This is a genomic window from Qipengyuania sp. (genome assembly GCF_965277845.1).
Lineage (GTDB): Bacteria > Pseudomonadota > Alphaproteobacteria > Sphingomonadales > Sphingomonadaceae > Qipengyuania.
Genome location: NZ_OZ255844.1, coordinates 1,836,716 through 1,860,811, shown reverse-complemented (window position 1 = coordinate 1,860,811; position 24,096 = coordinate 1,836,716). Strand labels below are relative to the sequence as shown.

Annotated in this window: 26 protein-coding genes; 8 read left to right on the top strand and 18 right to left on the bottom strand. The window is 64.9% G+C overall.

The genetic code is table 11. The features are described from left to right. Nucleotides 1-36: 36 nt before the first annotated feature. The 15 genes from murC to ACQY4G_RS08955 all read right to left on the bottom strand — a co-directional run bounded on the left by murC (nt 37) and on the right by ACQY4G_RS08955 (nt 15,987). Nucleotides 37-1,461: a UDP-N-acetylmuramate--L-alanine ligase gene (gene murC / locus ACQY4G_RS09025; protein WP_421990379.1), complete on the bottom strand. Its 1,425-nt coding sequence runs from the start codon at nt 1,459-1,461 to the stop codon at nt 37-39. Then, entirely contained in the window at nt 1,458-2,654 is a 1,197-nt protein-coding gene (gene murG, locus ACQY4G_RS09020; RefSeq protein ID WP_421990377.1) for an undecaprenyldiphospho-muramoylpentapeptide beta-N-acetylglucosaminyltransferase, read from the bottom strand. The genes murC and murG overlap by 4 nt, the downstream gene beginning before the upstream one ends. Then, nucleotides 2,651-3,868: an FtsW/RodA/SpoVE family cell cycle protein gene (locus ACQY4G_RS09015; RefSeq protein ID WP_421993598.1), complete on the bottom strand. Its 1,218-nt coding sequence runs from the start codon at nt 3,866-3,868 to the stop codon at nt 2,651-2,653. Before ACQY4G_RS09015 ends, murG begins: the two co-directional genes overlap by 4 nt. A gap of 47 nt (nt 3,869-3,915) precedes the next feature. Continuing rightward, nucleotides 3,916-5,211: a UDP-N-acetylmuramoyl-L-alanine--D-glutamate ligase gene (gene murD / locus ACQY4G_RS09010; RefSeq protein WP_421990375.1), complete on the bottom strand. Its 1,296-nt coding sequence runs from the start codon at nt 5,209-5,211 to the stop codon at nt 3,916-3,918. Further along, nucleotides 5,208-6,278, bottom strand: coding sequence for a phospho-N-acetylmuramoyl-pentapeptide-transferase (gene mraY, locus ACQY4G_RS09005; RefSeq protein ID WP_067691405.1), 1,071 nt, complete (start codon nt 6,276-6,278; stop codon nt 5,208-5,210). Before mraY ends, murD begins: the two co-directional genes overlap by 4 nt. Before the next feature lie 18 nt (nt 6,279-6,296). Beyond that, complete coding sequence (locus tag ACQY4G_RS09000; RefSeq protein WP_421990373.1) at nt 6,297-7,763, bottom strand: UDP-N-acetylmuramoyl-tripeptide--D-alanyl-D-alanine ligase; 1,467 nt, start codon at nt 7,761-7,763, stop codon at nt 6,297-6,299. Continuing rightward, nucleotides 7,760-9,232, bottom strand: coding sequence for a UDP-N-acetylmuramoyl-L-alanyl-D-glutamate--2,6-diaminopimelate ligase (locus tag ACQY4G_RS08995; protein ID WP_421990371.1), 1,473 nt, complete (start codon nt 9,230-9,232; stop codon nt 7,760-7,762). Before ACQY4G_RS08995 ends, ACQY4G_RS09000 begins: the two co-directional genes overlap by 4 nt. Further along, complete coding sequence (locus ACQY4G_RS08990) at nt 9,229-10,932, bottom strand: peptidoglycan D,D-transpeptidase FtsI family protein (protein ID WP_421993596.1); 1,704 nt, start codon at nt 10,930-10,932, stop codon at nt 9,229-9,231. The genes ACQY4G_RS08995 and ACQY4G_RS08990 overlap by 4 nt, the downstream gene beginning before the upstream one ends. 62 nt (nt 10,933-10,994) lie before the next feature. Further along, a complete protein-coding gene (locus ACQY4G_RS08985) occupies nt 10,995-11,501 on the bottom strand; it encodes a hypothetical protein (protein WP_421990369.1) in 507 nt (168 codons plus the stop codon). After that, a complete protein-coding gene (gene rsmH, locus ACQY4G_RS08980) occupies nt 11,501-12,439 on the bottom strand; it encodes a 16S rRNA (cytosine(1402)-N(4))-methyltransferase RsmH (RefSeq protein WP_421990367.1) in 939 nt (312 codons plus the stop codon). The genes ACQY4G_RS08985 and rsmH overlap by 1 nt, the downstream gene beginning before the upstream one ends. Beyond that, nucleotides 12,436-12,936 carry a division/cell wall cluster transcriptional repressor MraZ gene (locus ACQY4G_RS08975; protein WP_369815357.1) on the bottom strand — a complete coding sequence of 167 codons (501 nt, stop codon included), beginning with the start codon at nt 12,934-12,936 and terminating at the stop codon, nt 12,436-12,438. Before ACQY4G_RS08975 ends, rsmH begins: the two co-directional genes overlap by 4 nt. 345 nt (nt 12,937-13,281) lie before the next feature. After that, the gene (locus tag ACQY4G_RS08970) at nt 13,282-14,022 is read right to left on the bottom strand and encodes an ABC transporter (RefSeq protein ID WP_421990365.1); all 741 of its coding nucleotides are present in this window, start codon (nt 14,020-14,022) and stop codon (nt 13,282-13,284) included. A gap of 4 nt (nt 14,023-14,026) precedes the next feature. Continuing rightward, nucleotides 14,027-14,389 carry a hypothetical protein gene (locus ACQY4G_RS08965; RefSeq protein ID WP_157075100.1) on the bottom strand — a complete coding sequence of 121 codons (363 nt, stop codon included), beginning with the start codon at nt 14,387-14,389 and terminating at the stop codon, nt 14,027-14,029. A gap of 31 nt (nt 14,390-14,420) precedes the next feature. Beyond that, a complete protein-coding gene (locus ACQY4G_RS08960; protein ID WP_421990363.1) occupies nt 14,421-15,437 on the bottom strand; it encodes a cysteine synthase A in 1,017 nt (338 codons plus the stop codon). A gap of 232 nt (nt 15,438-15,669) precedes the next feature. Then, nucleotides 15,670-15,987 (bottom strand): 2Fe-2S iron-sulfur cluster-binding protein, encoded by a 318-nt coding sequence (locus ACQY4G_RS08955; protein WP_067691431.1) that lies wholly within the window; start codon nt 15,985-15,987, stop codon nt 15,670-15,672. 90 nt (nt 15,988-16,077) lie between these two features. Between ACQY4G_RS08955 and ACQY4G_RS08950 the strand changes: the two genes are divergently transcribed. Continuing rightward, on the top strand, nt 16,078-16,695 hold the full coding sequence (locus ACQY4G_RS08950; protein ID WP_067691434.1) for a DNA-3-methyladenine glycosylase family protein: 618 nt from the start codon (nt 16,078-16,080) through the stop codon (nt 16,693-16,695). Nucleotides 16,696-16,743: 48 nt separating this feature from the next. Continuing rightward, nucleotides 16,744-17,550: an SDR family oxidoreductase gene (locus tag ACQY4G_RS08945; RefSeq protein WP_421990361.1), complete on the top strand. Its 807-nt coding sequence runs from the start codon at nt 16,744-16,746 to the stop codon at nt 17,548-17,550. A gap of 3 nt (nt 17,551-17,553) precedes the next feature. On the opposite strand, the gene ACQY4G_RS08940 is transcribed toward ACQY4G_RS08945, so the two are convergent. Next, nucleotides 17,554-17,847: a 4a-hydroxytetrahydrobiopterin dehydratase gene (locus ACQY4G_RS08940; protein WP_067691439.1), complete on the bottom strand. Its 294-nt coding sequence runs from the start codon at nt 17,845-17,847 to the stop codon at nt 17,554-17,556. Nucleotides 17,848-17,905: 58 nt separating this feature from the next. Between ACQY4G_RS08940 and ccmA the strand changes: the two genes are divergently transcribed. The 3 genes from ccmA to ACQY4G_RS08925 are packed head-to-tail and all read left to right on the top strand — an operon-like array spanning nt 17,906 to nt 19,594. Further along, a complete protein-coding gene (ccmA, locus tag ACQY4G_RS08935) occupies nt 17,906-18,487 on the top strand; it encodes a heme ABC exporter ATP-binding protein CcmA (protein ID WP_421990359.1) in 582 nt (193 codons plus the stop codon). Further along, nucleotides 18,484-19,137, top strand: coding sequence for a heme exporter protein CcmB (locus ACQY4G_RS08930; protein WP_421990357.1), 654 nt, complete (start codon nt 18,484-18,486; stop codon nt 19,135-19,137). Before ccmA ends, ACQY4G_RS08930 begins: the two co-directional genes overlap by 4 nt. 7 nt (nt 19,138-19,144) lie before the next feature. Beyond that, on the top strand, nt 19,145-19,594 hold the full coding sequence (locus ACQY4G_RS08925; protein ID WP_421990355.1) for a GNAT family N-acetyltransferase: 450 nt from the start codon (nt 19,145-19,147) through the stop codon (nt 19,592-19,594). Here the strand turns inward: ACQY4G_RS08925 and map are convergent. Beyond that, nucleotides 19,588-20,415, bottom strand: a complete 828-nt coding sequence (gene map, locus ACQY4G_RS08920) for a type I methionyl aminopeptidase (protein WP_291170044.1) — start codon at nt 20,413-20,415, stop codon at nt 19,588-19,590. The two genes, ACQY4G_RS08925 and map, sit on opposite strands and share 7 nt — an antisense overlap. Nucleotides 20,416-20,455: 40 nt before the next feature. Then, complete coding sequence (locus ACQY4G_RS08915; protein WP_421990353.1) at nt 20,456-21,268, bottom strand: DUF3298 and DUF4163 domain-containing protein; 813 nt, start codon at nt 21,266-21,268, stop codon at nt 20,456-20,458. A 58-nt stretch (nt 21,269-21,326) separates the two neighbouring features. Between ACQY4G_RS08915 and ACQY4G_RS08910 the strand changes: the two genes are divergently transcribed. The 3 genes from ACQY4G_RS08910 to argC all read left to right on the top strand — a co-directional run bounded on the left by ACQY4G_RS08910 (nt 21,327) and on the right by argC (nt 24,071). Then, nucleotides 21,327-22,715: a leucyl aminopeptidase family protein gene (locus ACQY4G_RS08910; RefSeq protein WP_421990351.1), complete on the top strand. Its 1,389-nt coding sequence runs from the start codon at nt 21,327-21,329 to the stop codon at nt 22,713-22,715. A gap of 74 nt (nt 22,716-22,789) precedes the next feature. Then, nucleotides 22,790-23,143, top strand: coding sequence for a hypothetical protein (locus tag ACQY4G_RS08905; protein WP_421990349.1), 354 nt, complete (start codon nt 22,790-22,792; stop codon nt 23,141-23,143). After that, the gene (gene argC / locus ACQY4G_RS08900) at nt 23,133-24,071 is read left to right on the top strand and encodes an N-acetyl-gamma-glutamyl-phosphate reductase (RefSeq protein WP_421990347.1); all 939 of its coding nucleotides are present in this window, start codon (nt 23,133-23,135) and stop codon (nt 24,069-24,071) included. Before ACQY4G_RS08905 ends, argC begins: the two co-directional genes overlap by 11 nt. Nucleotides 24,072-24,096 lie beyond the last annotated feature (25 nt).

Below are 24,096 nucleotides of genomic sequence, written 5' to 3'. Positions count from 1 at the left end.
CCGCGTTCCAGACATCGTTCGGCTGGTCGATACTGCTCATGCCGTACTGGCCTTTGCGATGCCGTTGGTGAGGCCTGCCGCCCATTGGGTGATGTCGCCCGCCCCGAGGCAGACGACGAAATCGCCAGCGCGCAGATCGGCGGCCAGCTTTTCAGCCAGATCCGTTTCGTCTTCGACCGTACGCGCCGCGCGGTGGCCTCGCGCCTTGAGACCGGCAACCAGCGCATTGGCGTCTACGCCCTCGATCGGATCCTCGCCCGCGGCATATACCGGCGTCACATAGACCTCGTCGGCTTCGTTGAAGCAGCTCTGGAACTCGTCCATCAGATCGCGCAGACGGGTGTATCGATGCGGCTGGACCACGGCGATGACGCGTCCCTCGCCGGCGCTTTCGCGCGCTGCTCCCAAGACAGCCCTGATTTCGACCGGGTGGTGGCCGTAATCGTCGATGATGGTCGCCACGCCCCCGCCGCTCGGCACTTCGCCGACCTTGGTGAAACGCCGGCGGACACCGCCGAAAGCGGAAAACCCGTTGCAGATGACATCGTCCGGGCAACCCATCTCGATCGATACGGCGATCGCGGCGAGTGCGTTCTGGACGTTGTGGCGACCGGGCATGGGAAGGCGCACGCCTTCGATCCTGCGATCCTCCTGCCCGCGCCGCCGTACAATCACGTCGAAGCAATTACCGCCCGCATCGGGGCGGATGTTCACCCCGCAGATGTCGGCCTGCAGGTTGAAGCCGTAGGTGACGACATTGCGATCGCGCACCTTGCCGATCACCGCCTGCACTTCGGGATGGTCGATGCACAGGATGGCGGCGCCATAGAAGGGCACGTTGTGGATGAACTCGACGAAGGCATCCTTCACCCCGTCGAAATCGCCGTAATGGTCGAGGTGCTCGGGGTCGATGTTGGTGACCACGGCAATGGTCCCGTCGAGCCGCAGGAAGCTTCCGTCGCTTTCGTCGGCCTCGACCACCATCCATTCGCTGTCGCCAAGCCGCGCGTTGGAGCCATATTGCTCGATGATCCCGCCGTTGATCACGGTGGGGTCGATATTGCCCGCATCGAGCAGCGCAGCGATCATGCTTGTCGTGGTGGTTTTGCCATGCGTCCCGGCCACCGCGACGGTCGATTTGAGCCGCATCAGTTCGGCCAGCATTTCCGCGCGGCGTACCACCGGGATGCGATTCTCGAGCGCATAGGCGACTTCGGGATTGGTCCGCTTCACCGCCGTGGACGTGACTACGACTGCTACCCCTTCGACGTTTTCCGGCGCATGCCCGATCGCGATAGTGATCCCGCGCTTGCGCAGGCGCTCGACGGTCGGGCTCTCCTTAACGTCGGAGCCCTGCACGCTGTAGCCGAGGTTATCCATCACCTCGGCGATGCCCGACATGCCGATGCCGCCGATCCCGACGAAGTGGATTGTGCCGATATCTGTCGGGACGCCCCTCATTCCGCCCTCTCCCGAGTGGCACCCTGCCCGGCGGGAAGGCCCTGCGACGCACCGCGCGCGGTGTTGCCGCCCACACGGATGACATCCATCATTTCCGCCCCGCCGAAGCTCTCCACCAGGTCCGCAAGGTCTTCGACCGCCTTGGGCCGGCCGCAATTCCAGGCCGCATGCGCGGCCTTGGCGAGTCCCTGGGGGTTCTCGGCGAGTGCCTTGATCTGCTTGGCCAGTTCCTTGCCGGTGAACCGTTCCTGCCGGATCATCCGCGCCCCGCCCGACTTGGCGAGTTCGCGCGCGTTGGCGGCCTGGTGATTGTCGGTCGCGATCGGCAAAGGGATGAGGATCGCCGGACGACCGACCGCCGTTAGCTCGGCAACGGTCGATGCCCCCGCGCGGCCGATGAACAGATGCGCATCGGCCAGCCGCGCGGCCATATCCTCGAAATAGGTCGCGAGTTCGGCAGGAATCCCGTGGCTCCGGTAACGTTGGCGCACTGCCTCGAGGTCTTCCGGCCGGCATTGCTGTGTGACTTGCAAACGCTGTCGCAGTGCGGGTGGTAGCATGGAGAGGCCGTCCGGAACGACTTCGGACAGCACCCGCGCGCCCTGGCTGCCGCCGGTCACCAACACGCGCAGCAGGCCATCTTCGGTAACGGCGGGAAATGGTTCGTCGCGCAAGGAAAGCACGCCCGCGCGCACCGGATTGCCGACGAGATGGACCTTATCCGCATGCTTGGCGTCGAGGCGTTCGACTTCGGGATAAGCGGTGGCAATCGCATCGACACGGCCCGCGAACAGCCGGTTCACCCTGCCCAGCACGGCGTTCTGCTCATGCACCACCGTAGGCACGCCCGCGCTGGTCGCGGCAAGGAGCGATGGCAAGGATGGATAGCCACCGAAGCCGACCACAGCGCTCGGCTCGAAACTGTCGAACAGCCGCAGCGCCATGCGGCGGCCCTCCAGCACGGCCTTCGCTCCCTTGAACCAGGTCAGCGGGTTCTTTCCGAACCGTCCGGCGGGAATGACGTGCGCGGGCATGAAGTCTGGCTTGCCGGGGATCTCGGCCCCGCGCGCATCGGTAATCAGCGCGACATGGTGGCCGCGGCGATCCAGCTCGGTGGCCAGCGCGAAGGCGGGCAGCAAGTGCCCGCCCGTACCCCCGGCCGCGAGGACATAGTGTCGGCTGGCGCCCGTCATGGCTGAATCTCCCGGCGTGCGGAACCCGTATGGTTTTTCATCGGGGCCGTCTGCCCGATGCCGAGCCTGTCGCCAAGTCCCCTGGTTTTGCTTTTCAGGAACGGGTTGCGCCGCGTGATTGCCAGCATGAGCCCGACATTCAGGCAGATGGCAATGGTCGAGGAACCACCATAGCTGACCAGCGGCAGTGTCATGCCCTTCGACGGGAAGAGCTGCAGATTGACGAGAATGTTGATGAAGGCCTGCCCGCCGAGCAGCGCGATCAGCCCCGCGCCCGCGAGCAGTGCGAACAGATCCTCCTCGTCGATCAGCCGCATCAATACGCGCACGACTATGGCCAGATAGAGCAGCACGATCAGGCCGCAGGCGATCAGCCCGAATTCTTCGCCGATCACGCTGAGGATGTAGTCGGTATGCGCTTCTGGAAGGCTCATCTTCCGGATGCCGAGGCCGTAACCCGCGCCCGTCCACCCACCCGCGAGCAATGTGCGGCTGGCAAGGTCGACCTGGTCGAAGGCCGTGCCGCCTCCGAGGAAGGCATCGATCCGGTGGCGCGCATTGTCATAGAGAAAATAGGTCGCGGTAAGGCCCGCAATCCCACCACCGACAACCGCGCCGAGCCGCTTTACGTCGACGCCCGAAAGCACGACCATCACGAACCATACGCCGCCGAACAGGATGGTGCCGCCGAAATTGGGCTGCATCATCATCAGTGCGGCGATCAGCGCGAGATAGGCGGTCACGATGCCAAGCACGGGCAGGTTGGGATCGCGCATGCGCCAGCTCAGGATCCAGGCCATGGCGACGGCAAAGCCGGGCTTCAAAAATTCGGACGGCTGGAATTGCATGCCGAGATTGATCCAGCGCCGCGCACCGTTGATCTCGACGCCGATCAGCGGGACCAGGAAGAGCAGACCGGTCATGCCTGCAGCCAGCACGATACCGAGCCGTCGCGCATTCTCGCGTGCCAGCATCGAGATGCCGAGCAGCGTGCCGAGCGCGAGCACCTGCCAGGCGAGATGGCGGTAGAAGAAATAGAGAGGGTCGAGCGTTTCGCTGGAAGTCGACAGGCGGTCTGCGCTGGCAGGGCTGGCGGCGGCGACCGCGATGGTGCCGAAGCTCATCAACAGCAACACGAGCAACAGCAGCACGCGATCGATCTCACGCCACCAGATCTTGAGCTCGGACCAGCGCGAAAGCTTGCCCTTCGGCATATGCGTGGGCTGGCGCTTTCCGGGGACATAGGGCTGCGTGGTCGAGTTCACCTCAGCCCCTCCACCAGCGCGCGGAAATGCTCGCCGCGAGCCTCGAAATCGCGATACTGGTCGAAGCTGGCGCAGGCGGGGGACAGCAGGACGGTGTCGCCCGCCCCGGCCTTCGCAGCGGCTTCGCTCACCGCACGGTCGAGCGTTTCGCACTGTTCGACCGGCACGCGGCCCTCCAGCAGCGCGGCGAAGTCCGCCCCGGCCTTGCCGATCGTATAGGCGGCTTTCACATGACCCAGCTCGGCCTCGCAATCGCCCAGCCCCGGCTCCTTGGCGAGTCCGCCGAGTATCCAGTGGATATTGTCGAATGCCGCCAGCGCGGGCGCCGAGGCGGCGGTGTTGGTGCCCTTGCTGTCGTTGACATAGGCGACACCGGAAATTTCCGCGACACGCTCCATGCGGTGCGGAAGGCCCGGATAGGTACGAAGTCCCTCGGCTATTTGCTCGTCGGTCAGGCCAAGGTCGTTACAGACTGCCAAAGCGGCAGCGGAGTTTTGCTGATTGTGCGGCCCTTGCAGTGTTGGACAATCAGACAAATGACCCACATCGACGTCGCCGATGAACTGGATCAACGGATCTTCGGCGTTTTCCAAAACGTCTTCGTCCGCTTCGGCCCGATCATCGACCACGGCAAAACGCCGAGGCGACTGCATCTCGAACAGCCGCGCCTTGGCCGACGCGTACTTCCCGAAATCCCCGTTATACCGATCCAGATGGTCGGGCGTGATGTTGAGCAGCACCGCGACATCGCAATCGAGCGAATAGGTCAGGTCGATCTGGTAGCTCGACAGTTCCAGCACATAGATCCCGACCCCAATGTCATTTGGCGTCAGCGGCTCCTGCTCGAGGATCGGCAGGCCGATATTGCCGCCCATGGTGGTCGGCAGGCCCGCCTCTTTCAGGGTGTGATGGACCAGCGCGGTGGTGGTCGACTTACCGTTGGTGCCGGTAATGCCGACGACCTTGTGCGGCGGCAGGTGCTCGCGCGCCTGGGCGAAGAGTTCCACGTCGCCGATCACCGGGACATCGAAGCTATCCGCATGCGGCTTGATCGGGTGAGTGTTCAGCGGAACGCCAGGGCTGACGACTACGCCCGCATAGCCGGTGAGGTCCGCCTCCAGCGGATCGCCAATGGCGCAGCGCCCGGCGTAAGGCTTGCGTGCTTCGGCGCGGTCGTCCCACACCAGCATATCGGCACCGGCAGCCAGCAGCGCCTCGACCGTCGCCCGGCCGGAGCGCGCGAGGCCGAGCACCGCGTATTTCTTGTCCTTCCAGGCGGGCGATGTGATCATCTGAGCTTGAGCGTTGCGAGCCCCATGAGCGCGAGCACGATCGACACGATCCAGAAGCGGATCACGACCTTGCTCTCCGACCAGCCGAGCTGTTCGAAATGGTGGTGGATCGGCGCCATGCGGAAGACCCGCTTGCCGGTGCGCTTAAACCAGAAAACCTGGATGATGACGCTGAGTGCCTCGAACACGAACAGCCCGCCGACCACCGCCAGCACGATCTCGTGATGAGTCGCCACAGCGATTGCGCCAAGCGCCCCGCCCAAGGCAAGGCTGCCGGTATCGCCCATGAATACGGCGGCGGGCGGCGCGTTGAACCACAGGAAGGCGAGCCCCGCCCCCATGATGGCAGCGCAGAAGATCGCCAATTCACCCGCCCCCGCGACATGCGGGATGCCGAGATAGTCGGAGTAATCGACGCGGCCCACGAGATAGGCGATCAGGGCAAAGGTGCCGGCGGCAATAATCACCGGCATGGTCGCGAGCCCGTCGAGTCCGTCGGTCAGGTTGACCGCATTGCCCGCCCCCACGATCACGATGGCGGCGAAAACATAGTAGAAAACGCCCAGTTCGACCCCGAAGTCATTGACGAAGGGTACGTAGACGAAGGTGCTGATCTGGCTAACGGTGATATAGGCCGCCACGCCCGCCACCGCGAATTCCATCAGCAACCGCACACGCGCCGAAACGCCCTTGTGGCTGGCCTTGGAAACCTTGTCGAAATCGTCGAGGAAGCCGATCAGGCCGAAGCCCAGCGTGACGGCGAGACACGACCAGATGAACGGGTTGCGCAAGTCCATCCAGACCAGCACCGACAGTGTCAGGCTGATGAGGATCATCAGCCCGCCCATGGTCGGCGTGCCGCGCTTGGCGAGGTGCGATTGCGGACCGTCCTCGCGGATCGGCTGCCCCTTGCCCTGGCGAACGCGCAGCATGTCGATGAAGCGCGGACCGATGACGAGGCCTATGACCAACGCGGTCATCAGCGTCGCGCCCGCACGGAAGGTTTGGTAGCGCACGAGGTTGAAGATGCCTTCGAAATTCAACCATTCGGCGAGGAGATACAGCAAGCTAGCCTCTCGTCGCGCCTAACCGGCGCGGGTGAAATGATCCACGAGCCGGCCGAGACCGACCGAGTTGGAACCCTTGATCAGCACCGCATCGCCCGCGACGACACCGAAGTCTTCGAGCAACTCGACCGCCTCGTCGGCCGTCTGGCAATGCGCCCAGGCGATCGGCTTGCCAAGGACGCAGCCCTTCGGTTTCCCCAGTTCCCGCGCGAGGTAGGTCATCTCGTCACCGACCAGAACGGCATAGTCGACATCGGCGGCCAGCAAGGGTTCGACGAGCGCGGCGTGGAACTGCGGACCGAAATCGCCCAGTTCCTTCATCGAGCCGAGCACGGCGATGCGACGACCCGAAGGGGTCTGGCCAAGCTGCGCCAGCGTGGCGCGCATGCTGGCGGGATTGGCATTGTAACTCTCGTCGATCAACAAAGCCTTGCCGCCGGGTACATCGATCCCGTGACGCGCGCCGCGGCCCTTGAGCCCGCCCATTTCGGCAAGCGCGAGGCCGGCCGCTGCCATGTCTCCGCCTGCCGCCCGCACGGTCGCCATGACCGCAAGCGAGTTCACCACCCAGTGATCGCCGGGTTCGGCGACGGTATAGCACAGCCGCCCTTCGGGAAATTCGCAGGTCACGAGGCTGCCGCCATTGGCGCTGGGGATCGCGTCGAGCAAGCGCACGTCGGCGAAGCGTGCCTTGCCGAAGCTGACGACCCGCGCCCCTGCGCGCAGCGCGGCAAGCTTGAGGCGCTGGTAATACTCGCTGTCGGCAGGGAGCACCGCGACGCCGCCCGGTTCGAGCCCGGCAAAGATTTCCGCCTTGGCGTCGGCGATCGCCTCCATGCTGCCGAGGTTTTCGATATGTGCCGGCGCGATGGTGGTGATCACCGCAACATGCGGACGGACCTGGGTGGTCAGCCCTTCGATCTCGCCTGCGTGGTTCATGCCCATCTCGAACACGCCGAAACGGCTGCGCGCGGGCATGCGCGCAAGGCTGAGAGGAACGCCGACATGGTTGTTGTAGCTGCGCGTCGAACGGTGCGCGGCCCCGCGGCTGGCGCGCTCGAGGCTGGCGAAGATTGCTTCTTTGACGCCGGTCTTGCCGACCGAGCCGGTCACGCCGATGATTTTCGCCTCAACCCGGCTGCGCGCCGCACGGGCAAGTGCCTTCAACGCTTCGGTGGTGTCTTCGACGAGGATGTGCGGCCAGTCTACCGGGCGATCGACGATTGCGCCGGATGCGCCATTGGCGAAAGCCTTGTCGAGGAAGCGATGGCCGTCCATCGTCTCGCCCTTGAGCGCAATGAACAGATCGCCATTGACCACGTCGCGGCTGTCCATCTCGACGCCCGCAACCTGGAAGTCATGGCTTGCGATTCCACCGACCGCCTGGGCGATACTCTGCGCATCCCACAGCGTTAGCGGCAAGCGGTCGCGCGGATCGGCAGGCCATTCGACATAGGCCGGATGGCGCAGGATTGCCGCGCTCATGCGTCACCTCTGGCAATTTCCGCCGCGCATTCGCGCGCGACCTCGACGTCGTCGAAGGGCAACACCCGCATGTTCTCTCCCGATCCGATGATCTGACCCGTTTCATGTCCCTTGCCGGCGATAAGGACGATATCGTCCGCACCCGCTTCGGCGATGGCTGCGAGGATGGCTTCGCGACGTCCGCCAACTTCGCGTGCCTGCGGCGCGCCTGCAAGCACCTGGCGGCGGATTTCCGCAGGATCCTCGCCGCGCGGATTGTCGTCGGTCACAATCACGAGGTCGCTGGCCTTTGCGGCCGCTTCACCCATGGGCTCGCGCTTACCGTGATCGCGGTCGCCGCCCGCCCCGAATACGGTAATGAGCCTTCCTGAAACATGCGGTCGCAATGCCGCGATTGCAGCTTCAAGCGCGTCGGCGGTGTGCGCATAATCGATATAGACCGGCGCCCCCGACGGCGCGATGACCGCACGCTCGAGCCGTCCGCGCACGGGCTGCAGGCGCGCGACCGCATCCCAAACGAGCCCCGCCTCGATTCCAGTCGCCAGCGCAAGGCCGGCCGCAGTCAGCGCGTTGGACACCTGATAGGCGCCGATCAGCGGCAGGTTTATCGTCCGGCTCTTGCCCTGGTGCTCGACCGTGAGCGACTGGCCGAGCTGGGTCGGCTCGCGCCTGGTCAGCCGGATCGCCGCGCCCTGCTCGCCGACGGTCATGATGGCGAGCCCGCGTCGCTCGGCATGTTCGATCACGCGCGCGTTCCAGCCGCTTTCGCCCGATCCCATCCAGATCACCGCCGTGGCATCGTCCGAGACGACCTCGTCGAAGAGGCGCATCTTGGCGGCGAAATAGTCTTCCATGTCCGCGTGGTAGTCGAGATGGTCGCGGCTGAAGTTGGTGAACCCCGCAGCCATGACGGGCACGCCTTCGTTGCGATATTGCGACAGGCCGTGGCTCGATGCCTCGTAGGCGACATGCGTCACGCCTTCGCGCGCAAGCCCGCTGAGGTTGGACAGGAAGGTGACGATGTCGGGCGTCGTCAGCCCGGTCGAAACGCTCTCGTCCGGGGTCGTCACCCCCAGCGTGCCGATGCTCGCCGCGCGCTCGCCCGCCATGCGCCAGATCTGGCGCGTCATCTCGACGGTCGAAGTCTTGCCATTGGTGCCGGTGACCGCGACGATATGTTCGGGGACGGGCGTATAGAAACGCGCGGCCAGATCGGCGAAGGCGCGGCGCGGGATACCGTCGGCGATATGGATCGCACCTTCGACCTTGGCCTCGGGCCGCGCGACCACTGCCACGGCGCCGCTTTCGATGGCGGCAGGAATGAAATCCTCGCCATTGACCCTGGTGCCCTGGAACGCGCCGAACACGGTGCCGGGCGCAACCTTGCGGTTGTCGATGGCAAAACCCGTCACGTTTGCCTCGGCATCGCAGGCGATCCCCGCCTCGGCGCAGAGCTTGGCAAGCTTCACTTGTTCGCCTCCGGGATCAGCGGCTTGATATCCGAAATGTCGACGTCGCGCGTATCGTCGGGACGCACGCCGATCAACGGGCCGATCCGCGGCACCAACCGCCCGACGATGGGTGCGGCGTTCCACGCCGCGGTCCGCTGGTACGAGCTGGCAAGCGTACCGCGCGGCTCGTCGAGCATGGCGATCACGACATAGCGCGGACGATCCATCGGGAAGGCCGCGGCAAAGGTCGAAACCAACGCGGTCCGGCGATAACCTGCCTTGCCACCGGGTTTTTCGGCCGAGCCGGTCTTGCCGCCCACGCGGTAACCCGGCGCATCGCCGTTCTTGCCGGTACCATAGATCGAGGTCGCGCGCAGGATCTGGCGCATCCGGCTCGAGGTCGACGCCTTGAACACGCGGCGGCCCTTGGGCGCTTCGCCCGGCCCCAGTTTCTTGAGCGTCGCCGGGCGCCAGATACCGCCATTGACCATGGCCGCATAGGCGCTGGCAAGGTGCAGCGGGGTGACGGCGATCCCGTGGCCATAGCCGACCGTCATCGAGCGCAGACGCGGCCATTTCTCACCCGGCCAGATCGGGAAACCCTTTGCCGGAAGCTCGATATAGGGGCGCTCGTTCATGCCGAGATCGATCATCGTGCGGCGCATACGCTCGGGCCCAAGTTCGTCGACCACCCGCGCAGTAACGGTGTTGGAGGAATGGATCAGCGTCTCGACCACATTGAGATCGTCACCCATGTCGTGGCTGTCGCGGATGCTGAACCGCCCGACCTTGACCGGGCTGGCATCCCAGCGGCGCCCGAGATTGCGCACCACGCCCGCATCGATGGCCGCAGCGACCGAGAGCGGCTTGAAGGTCGATCCGAGTTCGTAGACCTGGTTGGTCACCCGGTTGAACATGAGCTTCTGGCCGCGCGCATCGATCTTGTTGGGGTCGAACTCGGGTAGCGAGGCCAGCGCAAGCACTTCGCCCGTGTCGACATCGAGCACGATCCCCGCCCCGCCCTGCGCCTGGACCAGCTTCATGCCGCGCCGCAGTTCGTCTTCCAGCGCGCCCTGGACGCGCGAATCGATCGATAGGGCTACCGGTGTTCCCCGGGTTGCCGGATTGGACAGCTGGGCATCGAGCACCTGCTCCATACCGACACGTCCCTTGCCGTCCGCGGCGACATAGCCGAGCACGTGGGCGGCCATCGACCCTTGCGGATAATGGCGGTCGTTCTCCATCGGCATTTCGAGCGCCAGCTCGCCGATTTCCTGCACGCGATTGGCTTCTTCGGGCAGGACGCGGCGGCGGATATAGCCCTGTTTGCCAGAGGTCAGTTGCGCGGCGACGGCCTCTTCGTCGAGATCGGGAAAGATCGCCTTGAGTTTGGCGGCGACGGTTTCGGGATCGCGCACCAGCGGCGCGCCCTCCTCCCCCAGCGCCTTGGGATTGAACCACAGCGCATAAGCGGGAAAAGCGCGCGCGAGAGGCACGCCGTTGCGGTCGGTGATCTCCCCGCGCGGCGGGAGCAGGGCCTCTTCGAGCGAAGTACCGCGCATGCCGTGATCCGACATGCCGAGATAGCCGATCCGCACCAGCGCCATCAGCGCCACGAAGGCAAAGCCCAGCGCGATCCATAGGATGCGAAAGCGCGCGAGAGTAAGCGAGCGATGACGGATGGTGACGAGCTGGACGCGGCCGGATGCCACCGCCATGCTGACCGCCCCATGCCCGCTTCTGCCCGCGGCCACGGCGGGGCCGAAGCCGGTGAAGGCGTTCACTGGCTCACCTCGGCAACAGCGGTCCTGCCGACCGTCGGGCTCGCTAGGCGCTCGGCAAGGCCGCCCGCGGCCGCGAGCTCACGGCGTTCCGCAGGGGCGCTCTGGACACCCGGTCCTTCATCCTCGATCCACTCGGCAAACAGGCTTTCGCTTTCGGGCGCGGGGCGGTTGAGCGCGACGCGCACCGGCGCCGGCGCATCGATCCCGCGCGGTGCGCCCAGTACGGCAAGCTGGCGCTCGCTTTCGAGATATTGGTCGGCACGCGGCGCGGAATAGCCGAATTCCACCGCGTTCCAGTCGGACAGCTGCTGCTGGCTGGCGCGGGTTTCGAACTCGGTTTCGAGCATGAGCTTGGCACGCTGCGCGGCAATGATCTGGCGTTCAGCGAGGCGCACGTCGCTTTTCACCGCATTGACCTTGAAGGTCAGCGCGAGAAGCAGAGCGAAGCACACGCCGAGCACCAGCGCCCAGCCGATCTGCCTGATACGCGACCCGCCAACCATTACGCCGCCTCCCGCGCAGGGGTTGCGGTGCGGGTGGCGTGGCGCAGCACCGAGGAGCGCGCACGCGGGTTGCGTTCGATCTCGGCCGCGCCCGGCTTGATCGCCTTGCTGACATTCGAAAAGACCGGATCGTCCTGCGCCACCATAGGGACGTGACGCGAGGCGCTCGGGGTTGAGGACGCCTCGCGCAGGAAGCGCTTGACGATCCGGTCTTCGAGACTGTGGAAGCTGACCACCGCAAGGCGGCCCCCTTCACACAGCAGGTGTTCGGCGGCCGACAGACCCTGGGTCAATTCGTCGAGCTCGCCATTCACGTGGATCCTGACGGCCTGGAAAGTGCGCGTGGCCGGGTCCTTCTTGTCGTGCGGCTTGTGCCCCAGCGCCTTGCGCACGACCCGCGCCAGCTCGCCGGTGGTCTCCAGCGGACGCGAGGCGACGATAGCGCGCGCGACCCGGCGCGACTGGCGCTCTTCGCCATAGGTATAGAGGACATCGGCGATCGCCTTTTCGTCCGCCGTATTGAGAAAATCGGCAGCGCTTTCCCCGTCCTGGCTCATGCGCATGTCGAGCGGCCCGTCAACCGAGAAGGCGAACCCGCGATGCGCCTGATCGAGCTGCATCGAGGACACGCCGATATCCATCACCACGCCGTCCACGGCAGCGATGCCGGCCGACGTCATGACGTCGAGCATCTCGGAAAAGCGGTGCGGATGAAGAACGAGGCGCGGCGGATTTTCCTCCGTCTCGCGCCAGGTGCGACCCGAGGCCACGGCATCGGGATCCCGGTCGAAGGCATGCACCGTCGCGCCGCGATCGAGCAGCGCGCGCGTATAGCCGCCCGCGCCGAAGGTCGCGTCGATCACGACGTCGCCCGGCTTCGGATCGAGCGCTTCGATCACTTCGTCGAGCAGGACGGGAATGTGCGGGGCGCCGGTCATTTTCCCCCGCCCTTCCCGGACTTCGCCTTCGCGTCGGCGAGGAAGCTCTCGCACGCGGCCTTGGCGCCCGCCCAATCGTCGCCCATCTGGGCCAATTCGCTCGGGTTCCACAGCGTGAAGAAGCGCCCGCCGCCCTGGAAATAGAGTCCGTCCTCGATCCTGCCGAGTACGCGCAGGTGATCGGGCATGACGAAACGACCGCTGTCGTCGAACGGCATTTCCTGGAAGCCGAACAATTGGCTGGACCGCGTATCGCGGTCGAATTCCTTGCCGAGGCGCACGGCGAGCTCTTCCTCGCGGTCGAGCTGGGCTTCGAGTTCGGGCTTGCGGCTGAGACCGAAGCCGACGAGGCAGTTCCAGCCGGGATGCTTCATCAGACACAGCACGCGGCCGTCGCTGCTTTCTTTGACGGCCTTGCGGAACAGTGGCGGAAGCACGAAGCGGCCCTTGTCGCCCGCGGGCGAATAGGCCTGACCGCTGTACCCTCCGAAAGACACTGTCCCCATTCCCCGAAACGGCTTTACTTACCTCCTCACCAGGCAGCACCTTTCCGCACTCGCCCATGCGAATGGGCGAGCCGCTCCGCCCGCGGGCCGAGCGCGCATAGACAGTGCTGTCCGATGTCTTGGCGGTTTACCTCGGGACAGGCGGGGATGGAAGGGAAAATTACGGGATTTTACGGGATAAGCCTGTAAATATCTGTTTTATAGATATTTTTTGACGGCCTTACGTCTCGAATTTCCTAACACTTTCTGAACGAAGACTATGGAAATCAACGCAATTCCGCGGAGTCGCAGGAGACATCCCGCAAAATCCCGGCCTGCTTCCCGCAATTTCCCGTGTCAATTCGCGGACAGCTGCCGGTCGGCGGCAAGCGGTGCGAGCAAGTCCCACAGGGCATCCCGGCGAGCCTGCGGTACCGGTCCGCTATCCTCCCAGTCCAGCAGGGCAGCATCTGCGAACAAGAGTGCCTCCCCGGCGCCGCGCGCGCAGCGCGCCACCAGCCCGTCGCCATCGACCTCACAGGACCGGTCACCGGCACCGGTATCCGCTTCGGTAAAGCGGCCCCGCAGGTTGACCGGAAAAGCACGGCCATTCCACGCGACCTCGCGCTCGCCTTCCGGCTGGCTTTCGTCGAACTGCAGCGCCACTCCCCAATGCGAAAGAATGGGCGAAAGCAACACCACATCCTGCGGTCGGCGGCGGTCGCCGATCGGATAATGCGAATGGCGCGTGAGCATCGGATCGGCCAGGATCACGGCCCGTCCGCCTTGTGACACCCATTCGTCGAAGGATGCGTTTTCCGATGGCGCAAGCGCGCGTGGCTGGGCAAGGATCACCCGCTCCAGTCCTGACAGCGCATCGGGTTCGAGCGTATCGAGCGGGACAAGTTCGAACCGCGTCTCCAACTCGGCGCGCACCCAGTTCTGCTCGGCCTCGCCGTCGAGGATTTCGCCAAAATCGCCTTCGCCCCAGTAGATCGGCAGGCTGGTGAACAGGCCCACGCGCGGCTTGGGCAAGGTCTCTTCGCCCGCCTGCCCTGGAGCGCAGGCAGAGAGAACCAGTGCGAGGACTGCGGACAATGCGCTAATTCGTGGCAGGCGGAACATCGATATCGGCCTGCGCACCGGGGGTCGGCGTGGCGGCTGCGGTCGGCGTCGGCTGGACAGGCAAGTCGGGTACGACGCCGGCCTCGACCAGAGGGTCATTCTGCGGCGGAGCCTGTGTCGGCTCGGTCGTGGGGGCGGCAGCGGGCACGGTAGTCGCATCGGTTTCGGCAGCACGGTCCTGGATGATGCTGGCAAGGCCGACCAGGAGGATCATCATCACGATGCCGGTAATGCCGATTTGCAACCGCTGCACGGTACGCTCGCGACGGGCATCGTTGCCGGGCACGTCGGGCAGTTCGCCCACGGGCGGTTTGCGGCTCATGTCGAAAAATTGGGGCACGCGCATTAGCCTAGGGGTCCCGGCCCGCCAGTCAATCGCCCGATTGCAACCAGTCGAATACGGGCAGGTTCTTCGACGCCAGCCACTCGGCGTTGTAGAGCGTCGACAAGTAACGAAAACCGTTGTCGCACAGGATGGTGGCCACGCGCGGTTTCTCGCGCCCCTCGTCGACAAGCTGCCTGCCCAGCGCGATCGCGCCCGCGACATTGATCCCGCTCGACAGGCCGAGACACAGTCCCTCCTCGCGAAGCAGGCGCGCCACCCAGGCGAGTCCTTCCTCGTCCGAAATGCGAAATTGCGTATCGATGGGCGCGCCTTCGAGGTTGGCGGTGATCCGGCCCTGCCCGATTCCCTCGGCCACCGACGAACCTTCTGCCTTGAGCTCGCCATGAGCGAAGTAGTTGTAGAGCGCCGCGCCATGTGGATCGGTCAGCGCGATAACGACGTTATCGTCGAATTCCTTGAGCCCCATGCCGACGCCGGCAATCGTCCCGCCGGTGCCCGCGGCGCAGGTGAAGCCGTCGATCCGGCCTTCCAGCTGCTCCCACAGCTCCTTCGCCGTGGTTTCGATATGCGCCTTGCGGTTGGCGGTATTGTCGAACTGACCCGCCCAGATCGCGCCGTCGATTTCGCCCGCCATCCGGCGCGAGACGTGCTGGAAATGGTTGCAGTCGGCATATTTGGTCGGCGGGACTGTCACCAGCTCCGCGCCGAGCGCACGGATGGTGTCCATTTTCTCTTTCGACTGGTTGTCGGGCATCACGATGATCGTGCGATAGCCCAGCGCATTGGCAACCAGCGCAATGCCGATGCCGGTATTGCCGGCCGTGCCTTCGACCACGGTGCCGCCGGGCTTCAACTCGCCACGCTCCTCCGCATCGCGGATGATGTATAGCGCCGCGCGGTCCTTCACGCTCGCGCCCGGGTTGGCGAATTCGCACTTGCCGAAAATGTCGCAGCCGGCCTCCGCGCTCGGTCCTTCGAGGCGGACGAGCGGCGTATTGCCGATTAGGTCGAGCGTGTGCTCGCGTACGGGAATTGATGTCATGATGCGGGAAGTAGGCGCGCCGTAGCGGCGGTGCAAACTACATGCGCTTGCAGGGGGAATAGGGGGAGTGATTGTTTGTTGCGTGCGTGCCGGATCTCCGTCCGGCCCTTGGCTGTTCCATCCCGCTCCCCCTCCCGGCCACCCACCGCACGGTATTGTATGGGTGGCCGGGAGGGGGAGCGGGCTGGAACAGGGCGCAGCGACTGACGCAGTCAGGCGCTATCAGACGCCATTAGTCCTCCGGCGCGATCGTAACCTTCAACCCGTCGAGTTCCGCCGTAAACGGGATCTGGCACGACAGGCGCGAGGTGGCTTCGCGGTGGTCGGTCGATTCCAGCAGATCGTCCTCATCCTCGCTCATTTCGGGCAGTTTGTCGGTAAAGGCCGCATCGACATGGACGTGACAGGTGGCGCAGGAACAGCAACCGCCGCACAGCGCCAGCAGCTCGTCGAAGCCGTTGTCGCGGATCGCTTCCATCACGGTCAGGCCATCGGCGACATCGATTTCGCTGGTCTCGCCTTCGCGGGTGGTCACGATCAGTTTCGGCATTGCGCGTATCCTCGGTTGCAAAGGGCCACTCGTCGACCCTATGCGAGCGGCTGCTATTCAATCGCGGCGGGGAAGGCAAGCGTACTGGCCATGGGACTGACCAACGCACAATTGCGCGAACATCTCGATGCGGTCGCCGATGGCGACCCGGTGGTTGCCGCTGCGATCGAGCGCTGCGGATACCCCGAGGAACGCATTCGCCCCATCGGATACCGCACGTTACTGCGCACGATCGTCGGCCAGCAGGTCAGCGTCGCCTCGGCGCAATCGGTATGGAACAAGCTCGAAGCGGAGCTTGGCGAGGACATGCATGCGCGGGAATTGCTCGCCCGCGACTTCGATACGCTGCGCGCCTGCGGCCTGTCGCGCCAGAAACAGGGCTATGCACGCTCATTGTGCGAGCTCGTCGCCAGCGGTGAACTCGACCTGGCCGACCTGCCCGAAGATGACGAGCAAGCCATCGCCGAATTGACCCGCATCAAGGGCATCGGTCGCTGGTCGGCCGAGATCTACCTGCTGTTCGCGGAAGGTCGCGCGAACATCTGGCCGGCTGGCGATCTCGCCGTGCAGGAGGCAGTCGGCAGGCTGCTCGACCTGCCCGCACGCCCGAGCGAGAAGGAAACGCGCGCGCTGGGGGACAAATGGAGCCCCTATCGCGGCGCGATGGCCATCTTCACCTGGCACACATACAACAACGCGGCACTCTAGCGCCGGGACACCAAGGCGGCGCTCCAGGCCGCGAACGGGAGAGAATTCATGAGCGATCGCAAGGCGATTTTCATAACCGGGGGCGGCTCGGGCATCGGGCGGGCGGTCGCCCGCTATTTCGGTGAGCGTGGCTGGTTCGTCGGCCTGGGCGATATCGACAAGGCGGGCATGCGCGAGACCGAGGAAATGATCGGGCATGGGTTCACTTATTCGCATGTGTTCGATGTGCGCGACCGCGCTGCGTGGGACGAAGCGCTGGAGGCCTTCTCCGTCGCGGCGGGCGGCCGGATCGATGTGGTGTTCAATAATGCGGGCATCCCGCTCGGCGGCTCACTGCTCGAAAACAGCACCGAGGAAATCGAACGCTGCCTAGACATCAATCTCAAGGGCGTTCTGTTCGGCGCGCAGGCCGCACATCCGTATCTGAAGAAGACCGCGCCCGGATCGTGCCTGCTCAACACCGCGAGCGCTGCCGGAATTTACGGAACGCCGGGCGCCAGCGTCTATTCGGCGACCAAGTTCGGCGTGCGCGCGATGACCGAGAGCCTCGACGGCGAATGGGCAGAGGATGGCATTAAGGTCCACTCGCTCATGCCCAGCTTCATCGATACGCCGCTGCTCGACCATAATCCCAATGCGCGTTCGAACGAAGGCATTCGCCAGCGGGTGCAGGAAGCAGGTCTGGAAATCACCCCGGTGGAAGAGGTCGCCGCCGCCGCATGGGCGGCCGTTCACGGCGAGAGATTGCACACGGTCGTCGGCAAGACGGCGAAGCGTATTGCCTTCGGTGCGCGCTGGATGCCCGACCGGGTCCGCAAGCAGACCCGCGAATCCTTTCGCCCGCTGGGCCAGTAGGCCCTAGGCCAGTAAAGCGTCGATCTTGCGCGCCATCTTGACGTCACGCAGGCTGAGGCCGCCCGCGTCATGCGTGGTCAACGTGACTTCGACACGGTTGTAGACGTTGAACCATTCGGGATGGTGATCGCGGGTTTCGGCGATCATCGCCACGCGGGTCATGAAGGCGAAGGCTTCGGAGAAGTCGGCGAATTCGAACTTGCGCTCGATCGCCTTTCCGTCGCGCACGAGCGACCATCCGGTCAGGCCGCGCAGCCAGCTGTCGCGTTCTTCCTCGGTCAGTTGCTCGACAGTCATGGTATCCGAATCTCCTCTCGCTTGTCGCTCGCGCGCCTTTTGCCTATCGCCCCCGGTCATGCAAGCTCGCCTCGTCGCAAAGGATATTGCCTGCCGCCGGGGCGAGCGGCTGTTGTTCCGCGGCCTCTCGCTCGCCTGCGAGGGGGGCGATGCCTATCATATCACCGGTGCCAACGGGATCGGAAAATCGAGCCTGATCCGCATTCTTGCTGGCCTGATGCAGCCCTTCGCCGGGACGGTCGAACGCGAGGGGGCGATGGGGCTGGTCGACGAACGGCTGGCGCTGGACGGCAATCGCTCGCTGGGTCAGGCGTTGGCTTTCTGGGAGGGTCTCGACGGCTCCCGCGATCCGGGCCGCGCCATCCAATTGCTCCAGCTTGGCCCGCTGATGGACGTTCCGGTGCGCTATCTTTCCACAGGACAGAAAAAACGCGCCGCGCTTGCCCGGCTGATCAATCGTGGCAGTCCGATCTGGTTGCTCGACGAGCCGCTCAACGGGCTCGACGGCGAGGCGCAAAAGACTTTCGAAGCACTGATCGCGATCCATTGCAGCGGGGGCGGGATCGCGGTGGTCGCCTCGCACCAGCCGATCGCCCTGCCCTCGCCCCGGATCCTCGACCTCGCGAGGTATGCGGCATGATCGCCAGCCTGCTCAAACGCGACCTTGGCCTGCTGGTCCCCGGCGGGCGTGGCGGCGGCAGTGTGCTGCCGCTGCTGTTTTTCCTCGCGGTGGCGATGCTTTATCCTTTCGCGGTCGGCCCCGACGCCCAGCGGCTCGCACGCACCGGTGGTGGGGTGATATGGGTCGCGGCCCTGCTGGCGGCGATCCTGCCGCTGGAAAAGCTGGTCACCGACGATCTCGAGGCGGGTGTGTTCGACCAGCTTCACCTGCGCGGCGTGAGCGAGGAACTGGCCATGGCCGTTCGCCTGTTCGCGCACTGGCTCGCTTTCGGCCCGCTGCTATTGCTGGCTACGCTGCCGGCGGCTGCCCTGCTCGGGCTGTCCGGCGAAACGACGCGCACGGTCCTGCTCGGCCTGCTCGCCGGGACGCCGGGCCTTGCCGCCGTGGGCCTCGCGGTTGCCGCGCTCACGGCTTCGCTTCGCGGCGGTGCAGCATTGGCGGGGCTGATGGTGATCCCGCTGGCGGTCCCGATCCTGATCTTCGGTGCCGGCGCCCTCGCGCGGCCCGATCCGGGTGCATTGCTGCTGACCGGCGCGATCAGCCTCGGCCTGTGCGCCCTCGCCCCCTTCGCCGCCGGAGCAGCAATCAGGGCAGCGCGAGAGGCGTGACCGGAATATGGCCAACCTTCGTCCCGCTACAAAAAGTGATTTCGCGGAGATCGCGAAGATTTGGCACGCAAGCGCAAGCCAACCCGGCGTCGGACCTCCGACGATGCCTACTTTGTCCGACCTGCGGGAGCGGATCGATCTCGAAATCGCCAACGGCTGGTCGCTCACGCTTGCGATTCGTCAAGGGACCGTCTCGGGCTTCGTTGCAACCAAGCCAGCCGCCAGCATTCTGGACCAATTGTTTGTTGCCCCCGAAGCGATCGGATCTGGGCTTGGCAGACTCCTATTCGATCAAGCTCGACGAGAAATGCCAAATGGCTTCATACTCCATACCGCCGCAACAAATCGGAACGCACGTTCCTTTTACGAGAAGGCCGGAATGACCTTGATGCATAGAACCGCTCACCCACGTACGGGCCACCCGGTCGTTTGGTACGAATGGAAACCGGATCAATAAGGCGGCTTGTGCAGCCCCTTGGGGCTTTCGGTGAAGATTTCCACCCCGTCCTCGGTGATGCCGATCGAGTGCTCGAACTGCGCCGAGAGAGACTTGTCGCGCGTTACTGCGGTCCAGCCGTCGCGCAATACCTTGGCGTGCGGGCGCCCCGCATTGATCATAGGTTCGATGGTGAAGAACATGCCCGGCTTGAGTGCGGGACCAGTGCCCGCGCGCGCCGCATGGATCACCTCGGGCGCGTCGTGAAACAGGCGGCCGAGGCCATGGCCGCAGAATTCCTGCACGACGCCATAGCGGAACTGGCGCGCATGTGCCTCGATCGCGGCGCCGATATCGCCCAGCCGAGCGCCCGGTTTCGACGCGGCGTCGATCCCCAGCATCAGACATTCATGGGTCACCTCGACCAGCCGCTTGGCCTTGATCGAGGGCTCTCCGGCAAAGAACATGCGGCTGGTGTCACCATGCCAGCCGTCAAGGAGCGGGGTCACGTCGATATTGACGATATCGCCTTCCTTGAGCGCCTTGTCCGACGGGATACCGTGGCAGATCACGTGATTGATCGAGGTGCAGCAGCTATGCGTGTAGCCACGATAGCCCATCGTCGCGGGCACGGCGCCGGCATCGAGCATCATGGTCCGCGCAAGATCGTCGATCGCACCCGTGGTCACGCCGGGCTGCACGAAGGTGGTCAGCTCGTCGAGAATCTCTGCGGCCAGTCGCCCGGCCTTGCGCATGCCCTCGAAGCCTTCCGTCCCGTGGAGCTTGATGGTGCCGTCGCGATAGACGGTCTCGTCGGCATCGATTACCTGATATTCGGTCATTCGCCCCACATAGGCGCTCTCCGCCCGAAATGCGAGACGGCTAGCGATTGACGCTGAATGCGCCCGCATGTTCGGGTTTGACCGCATCGATTACCGAAGCGGTGACCGGAAAATCCAGCTCGTAATCTCCTTCGGCATAGGCACCCGCGACATAGGGGCCGAAATAGACCGTGATCCGGTCGAAGGTCCGCCCGTTGGCAGAGCCGACCAGCACATTCGCTTCATCGAGACCGGGGCATTTGTCGAACATGTCTTCGCTGCCCTCTTCGACCTTCATCCCGCGCCGCTCCTCGCGTTCGGCGTTGAGGGAATCGCACAATCGCTTTCCGAGCGCCTGCTCCAGCGCGACGGGCGAATTGAACAGTTCGATACCCTTCATCGCAACCGCCGCCTCGCGGTCCCAGACCAGCGACTGCAATCCATACATGCCGTGAGCGCCCCCCGAATAGGTGGCGAGATGTCCCGACAGGCTGAGATAACCCGGCAGATCGGCAACCACCTTCCACTCTTCCGATGCGCTGTGCTGGCGCGGCGTCCATTCCTGCCCCGCGGCCGAATTCCAGTCCTCGTCGGCCTCGCCGCGCAATTCGGCAAGCATGGCATCGGCCTTGGTCCGCAGCACCGCCGCCAGTTCCGGCTCGCCAGCCACCTCGGAGGGCCAGGAATAGGCGAACTGGTAGCGATCGGTCTCCTCTTCGGACGAATACGGCTCTGCCGCACAATCTTCACCGGTCGGCGCATTCGCGCTGGCTGTAGCGGTCTCGCCTACGCCAGCCTTTTCCGCATACTCCGCGCCATCGAAACAGGCCGCACTCGACAGCGCGAGCGAAATCAGGAACAGGGGCGCACGCATGGCGGCTTCCTTCGCCTAGGATGAAACGCCTGAGAACAGACACAGGGGCATCACCACTATGGCCGACAACCAGCCGCTTATCCAGCCCGACCGGGGGCAGGAAGCGATATCGATCCATCTCGTCAACCGCGATACCTTTCCCGATTGGAACAAGAAGCTGTCCGCGAGCCAGCGCGCGGCGCTGGAGGCACAGAAATTCGACGGCGGAGGATACCAGGTCGGCATCGTGCCCGATGGCGATAGCTGGTTCGCCGTCGGCGGCGTTGCCAAACCCGACGAGCTTTCGAGTTGGTGCATGGCCAAGCTCGCCGAAAGCCTGCCCGAAGGCACCTATCGCCGCGCTTCCGGCGAGCCCGGTCCCGCGCTGCACGGCTGGCAGACCGCGCAATATGTCTTCGATCGCTATAAGCAGCCCGAACGCCCGGTCGGCCCGCGCGTGCTGCTGACGAAGGATGTGAAGGCGATCGACCGCGCGCTGGCCGAGGCGCAGGCCGTGTGCCTCGTGCGGGACCTCGTCAACACGCCCGCGGAGGACATGGGGCCGGCCGCGCTCGAAGAGCAATGCGAGAAGCTTGCGAAACAGCATTCCGCCACGCTCAAGGTGACCAAGGGCGATACGCTCGAGCAGGAATACCCCATGGTTCACGCGGTCGGCCGCGCCGCCGCGCGGCACCATGCACCCAGAATCATGCACCTGACCTGGGGCAAGGAAAGCGACCCGGTCCTCGCCATCGTCGGCAAGGGCGTTTGCTTCGATTCCGGCGGGCTCGATGTGAAGAGCGCGGCCGGAATGAAGCTGATGAAGAAGGATATGGGCGGCGCCGCGCATGCCATCGCGCTGGCCGGGTTGGTCATGGGTGCCAAACTTCCGGTGCGCCTGCATTTGCTGGTTCCCGCGGTCGAAAACGCGATCAGTTCGAACAGCTTTCGCCCGGGCGATGTGCTCAAGACCCGCAAGGGGCTGACGGTCGAGATTGGCAATACCGACGCCGAAGGCCGTCTTATCCTCGGCGATGCCCTGCAGCGCGCGAGCGAGGAGAAACCCGAGCTGATTATCGACTTCGCCACGCTGACGGGAGCGGCCCGCGTCGCATTGGGCCCGGACTACCCCGCCTTGATGACCCGCGAGGACGCGACCGCCGAGGCGCTGGTCGCGGCGGGCAAGGCGCATGACGACGAACCCTGGCGCCTGCCGCTTCCCGAAGCGTACGGGGAATGGCTCAATTCCGACATCGCCGACACCAACAACGCCCACAGCAATTCCTTTGCCGGAGCCAGCGTGGCGGGCCTTTTCCTCGACAAATTCGTCGGGGACGGGATCGACTGGGCGCATTTCGACACCTTCGCCTGGCGTCCGCAAGCGAAGCCAGGTCGTCCCAAGGGCGGAGACGCCTACGGCCTGCGCGCCGCCTGGCACATGCTGCGCAAGCGTTTCGGTGGGGATTGAGGGCGGACGCCTTGCCTGAAAGCCCATGCGGGGCTAAGCGCCCGCAACGTTCACAACCGGATTTTACACACAGCGTGACTGTCCCCGCCAGCTATTCTCTTCCTCAGGGCACCGTCGGATTGAAGGGGCCGGTCGATAAGCCCGCGCCCGGCACGCTGCCGCTGCGCGGGGACCTTGCGCATATTGCATTGGCCCAGACCTATCTCGCCGCGCATTACGTCATACCGCAACCGCGCAACATCGGCGATGCGCCGGCAACGCTGAAAATCGCCATGCGCGACGATGCCGCCGACGGGGCTTCGCTCGAGGCGGGCCAGCTGGTCGAACTGCTGGATTGCGCCGGCGACTGGGCGTGGATCGCCTGCGGCCCCGAAGGACCGAGCGGCTATGTCCGGCTCGACGCGCTCGCGCCCGCCAGTGACGCATAGGGTCTTCATCGATGGGGCGGCGGGAACGACCGGCCTCGAAATCGCCGAACGGCTCGATGGAAGGGGCGAATTCAGCCTGATCCGCCTCGACGACGCACAGCGCAAGGATCCGGCTGCCCGTCGCGATGCACTGAATGCGGCCGACATCGCAATCCTCTGCTTGCCCGACGAGGCGGCGCGCGAAGCTGTCGAGCTGATCGATACGGGCAGTGGAACACGGGTCATCGATGCGTCCAGCGCGCACCGTACCGCCGAGGGCTGGTGCTACGGCTTTCCCGAGCTGGTCGGCCGCGAGCGCGTCGCCGATGCGCGGCGGGTGAGCAATCCGGGCTGTTATCCGACCGGATTTCTGGCGCTCATAGCCCCGCTGGTGAGGATCGGACTGCTACCCGCCGACTGGCCCTATACCGTCAATGCGGTCAGTGGCTATTCGGGCGGCGGCAAGGCTTTGATCGAGCGGTTCGAGGCGACAGGGGCACCCGCCTTTCGCGCCTACGGATACGATTTGGCCCACAAGCACCTTGCCGAGATGCAAGCCCATGCGGGGCTCGAACACCGGGTCATCTTCGCACCTTCGGTCGTTCCGGCCTACCGCGGAATGATCGTCGAGGTACCGTTGCATCTCGGGGCTATCGATGGTGACCCCACCGCCGACCGCCTGCGCGATGCTTTGCGCGAATTCTATTCCGGGTCGAAAACCGTATCCGTCCACGAAGGCGGGCCGATCAGCGAGTTGCTGCTGGAAGAAAACGCGGCCCCATCCGATGCCATGGAGCTTTTCGTCTTCGGTAACGATGGCGGCTGGCATGCGCGCCTCGTCGCCAGGCTCGACAATCTGGGCAAGGGCGCCGGCGGCGCGGCGGTGCAGAACCTCAATCTTATGTGCGGCCTTCCCGAGACTGCCGGCCTGCGACTACCTGGTGCCTAAAAAAAAGGCACCGCCTGTCTGCACT

Bases quoted from the DNA above. Each gene is read 5' to 3' on its own strand.
- murC (WP_421990379.1), bottom strand. From the start codon at position 1,461: ATGAGGGGCGTCCCGACAGATATCGGCACAATCCACTTCGTCGGGATC.
- murG (WP_421990377.1), bottom strand. From the start codon at position 2,654: ATGACGGGCGCCAGCCGACACTATGTCCTCGCGGCCGGGGGTACGGGC.
- ACQY4G_RS09015 (WP_421993598.1), bottom strand. From the start codon at position 3,868: ATGCCGAAGGGCAAGCTTTCGCGCTGGTCCGAGCTCAAGATCTGGTGG.
- murD (WP_421990375.1), bottom strand. From the start codon at position 5,211: ATGATCACATCGCCCGCCTGGAAGGACAAGAAATACGCGGTGCTCGGC.
- ACQY4G_RS09000 (WP_421990373.1), bottom strand. From the start codon at position 7,763: ATGAGCGCGGCAATCCTGCGCCATCCGGCCTATGTCGAATGGCCTGCC.
- ACQY4G_RS08990 (WP_421993596.1), bottom strand. From the start codon at position 10,932: ATGGCGGTGGCATCCGGCCGCGTCCAGCTCGTCACCATCCGTCATCGC.
- ACQY4G_RS08985 (WP_421990369.1), bottom strand. From the start codon at position 11,501: ATGGTTGGCGGGTCGCGTATCAGGCAGATCGGCTGGGCGCTGGTGCTC.
- rsmH (WP_421990367.1), bottom strand. From the start codon at position 12,439: ATGACCGGCGCCCCGCACATTCCCGTCCTGCTCGACGAAGTGATCGAA.
- ACQY4G_RS08960 (WP_421990363.1), bottom strand. From the start codon at position 15,437: ATGACATCAATTCCCGTACGCGAGCACACGCTCGACCTAATCGGCAAT.
- ACQY4G_RS08955 (WP_067691431.1), bottom strand. From the start codon at position 15,987: ATGCCGAAACTGATCGTGACCACCCGCGAAGGCGAGACCAGCGAAATC.
- ACQY4G_RS08950 (WP_067691434.1), top strand. From the start codon at position 16,078: ATGGGACTGACCAACGCACAATTGCGCGAACATCTCGATGCGGTCGCC.
- ACQY4G_RS08945 (WP_421990361.1), top strand. From the start codon at position 16,744: ATGAGCGATCGCAAGGCGATTTTCATAACCGGGGGCGGCTCGGGCATC.
- ACQY4G_RS08940 (WP_067691439.1), bottom strand. From the start codon at position 17,847: ATGACTGTCGAGCAACTGACCGAGGAAGAACGCGACAGCTGGCTGCGC.
- ccmA (WP_421990359.1), top strand. From the start codon at position 17,906: ATGCAAGCTCGCCTCGTCGCAAAGGATATTGCCTGCCGCCGGGGCGAG.
- ACQY4G_RS08930 (WP_421990357.1), top strand. From the start codon at position 18,484: ATGATCGCCAGCCTGCTCAAACGCGACCTTGGCCTGCTGGTCCCCGGC.
- ACQY4G_RS08925 (WP_421990355.1), top strand. From the start codon at position 19,145: ATGGCCAACCTTCGTCCCGCTACAAAAAGTGATTTCGCGGAGATCGCG.
- map (WP_291170044.1), bottom strand. From the start codon at position 20,415: ATGACCGAATATCAGGTAATCGATGCCGACGAGACCGTCTATCGCGAC.
- ACQY4G_RS08915 (WP_421990353.1), bottom strand. From the start codon at position 21,268: ATGCGTGCGCCCCTGTTCCTGATTTCGCTCGCGCTGTCGAGTGCGGCC.
- ACQY4G_RS08910 (WP_421990351.1), top strand. From the start codon at position 21,327: ATGGCCGACAACCAGCCGCTTATCCAGCCCGACCGGGGGCAGGAAGCG.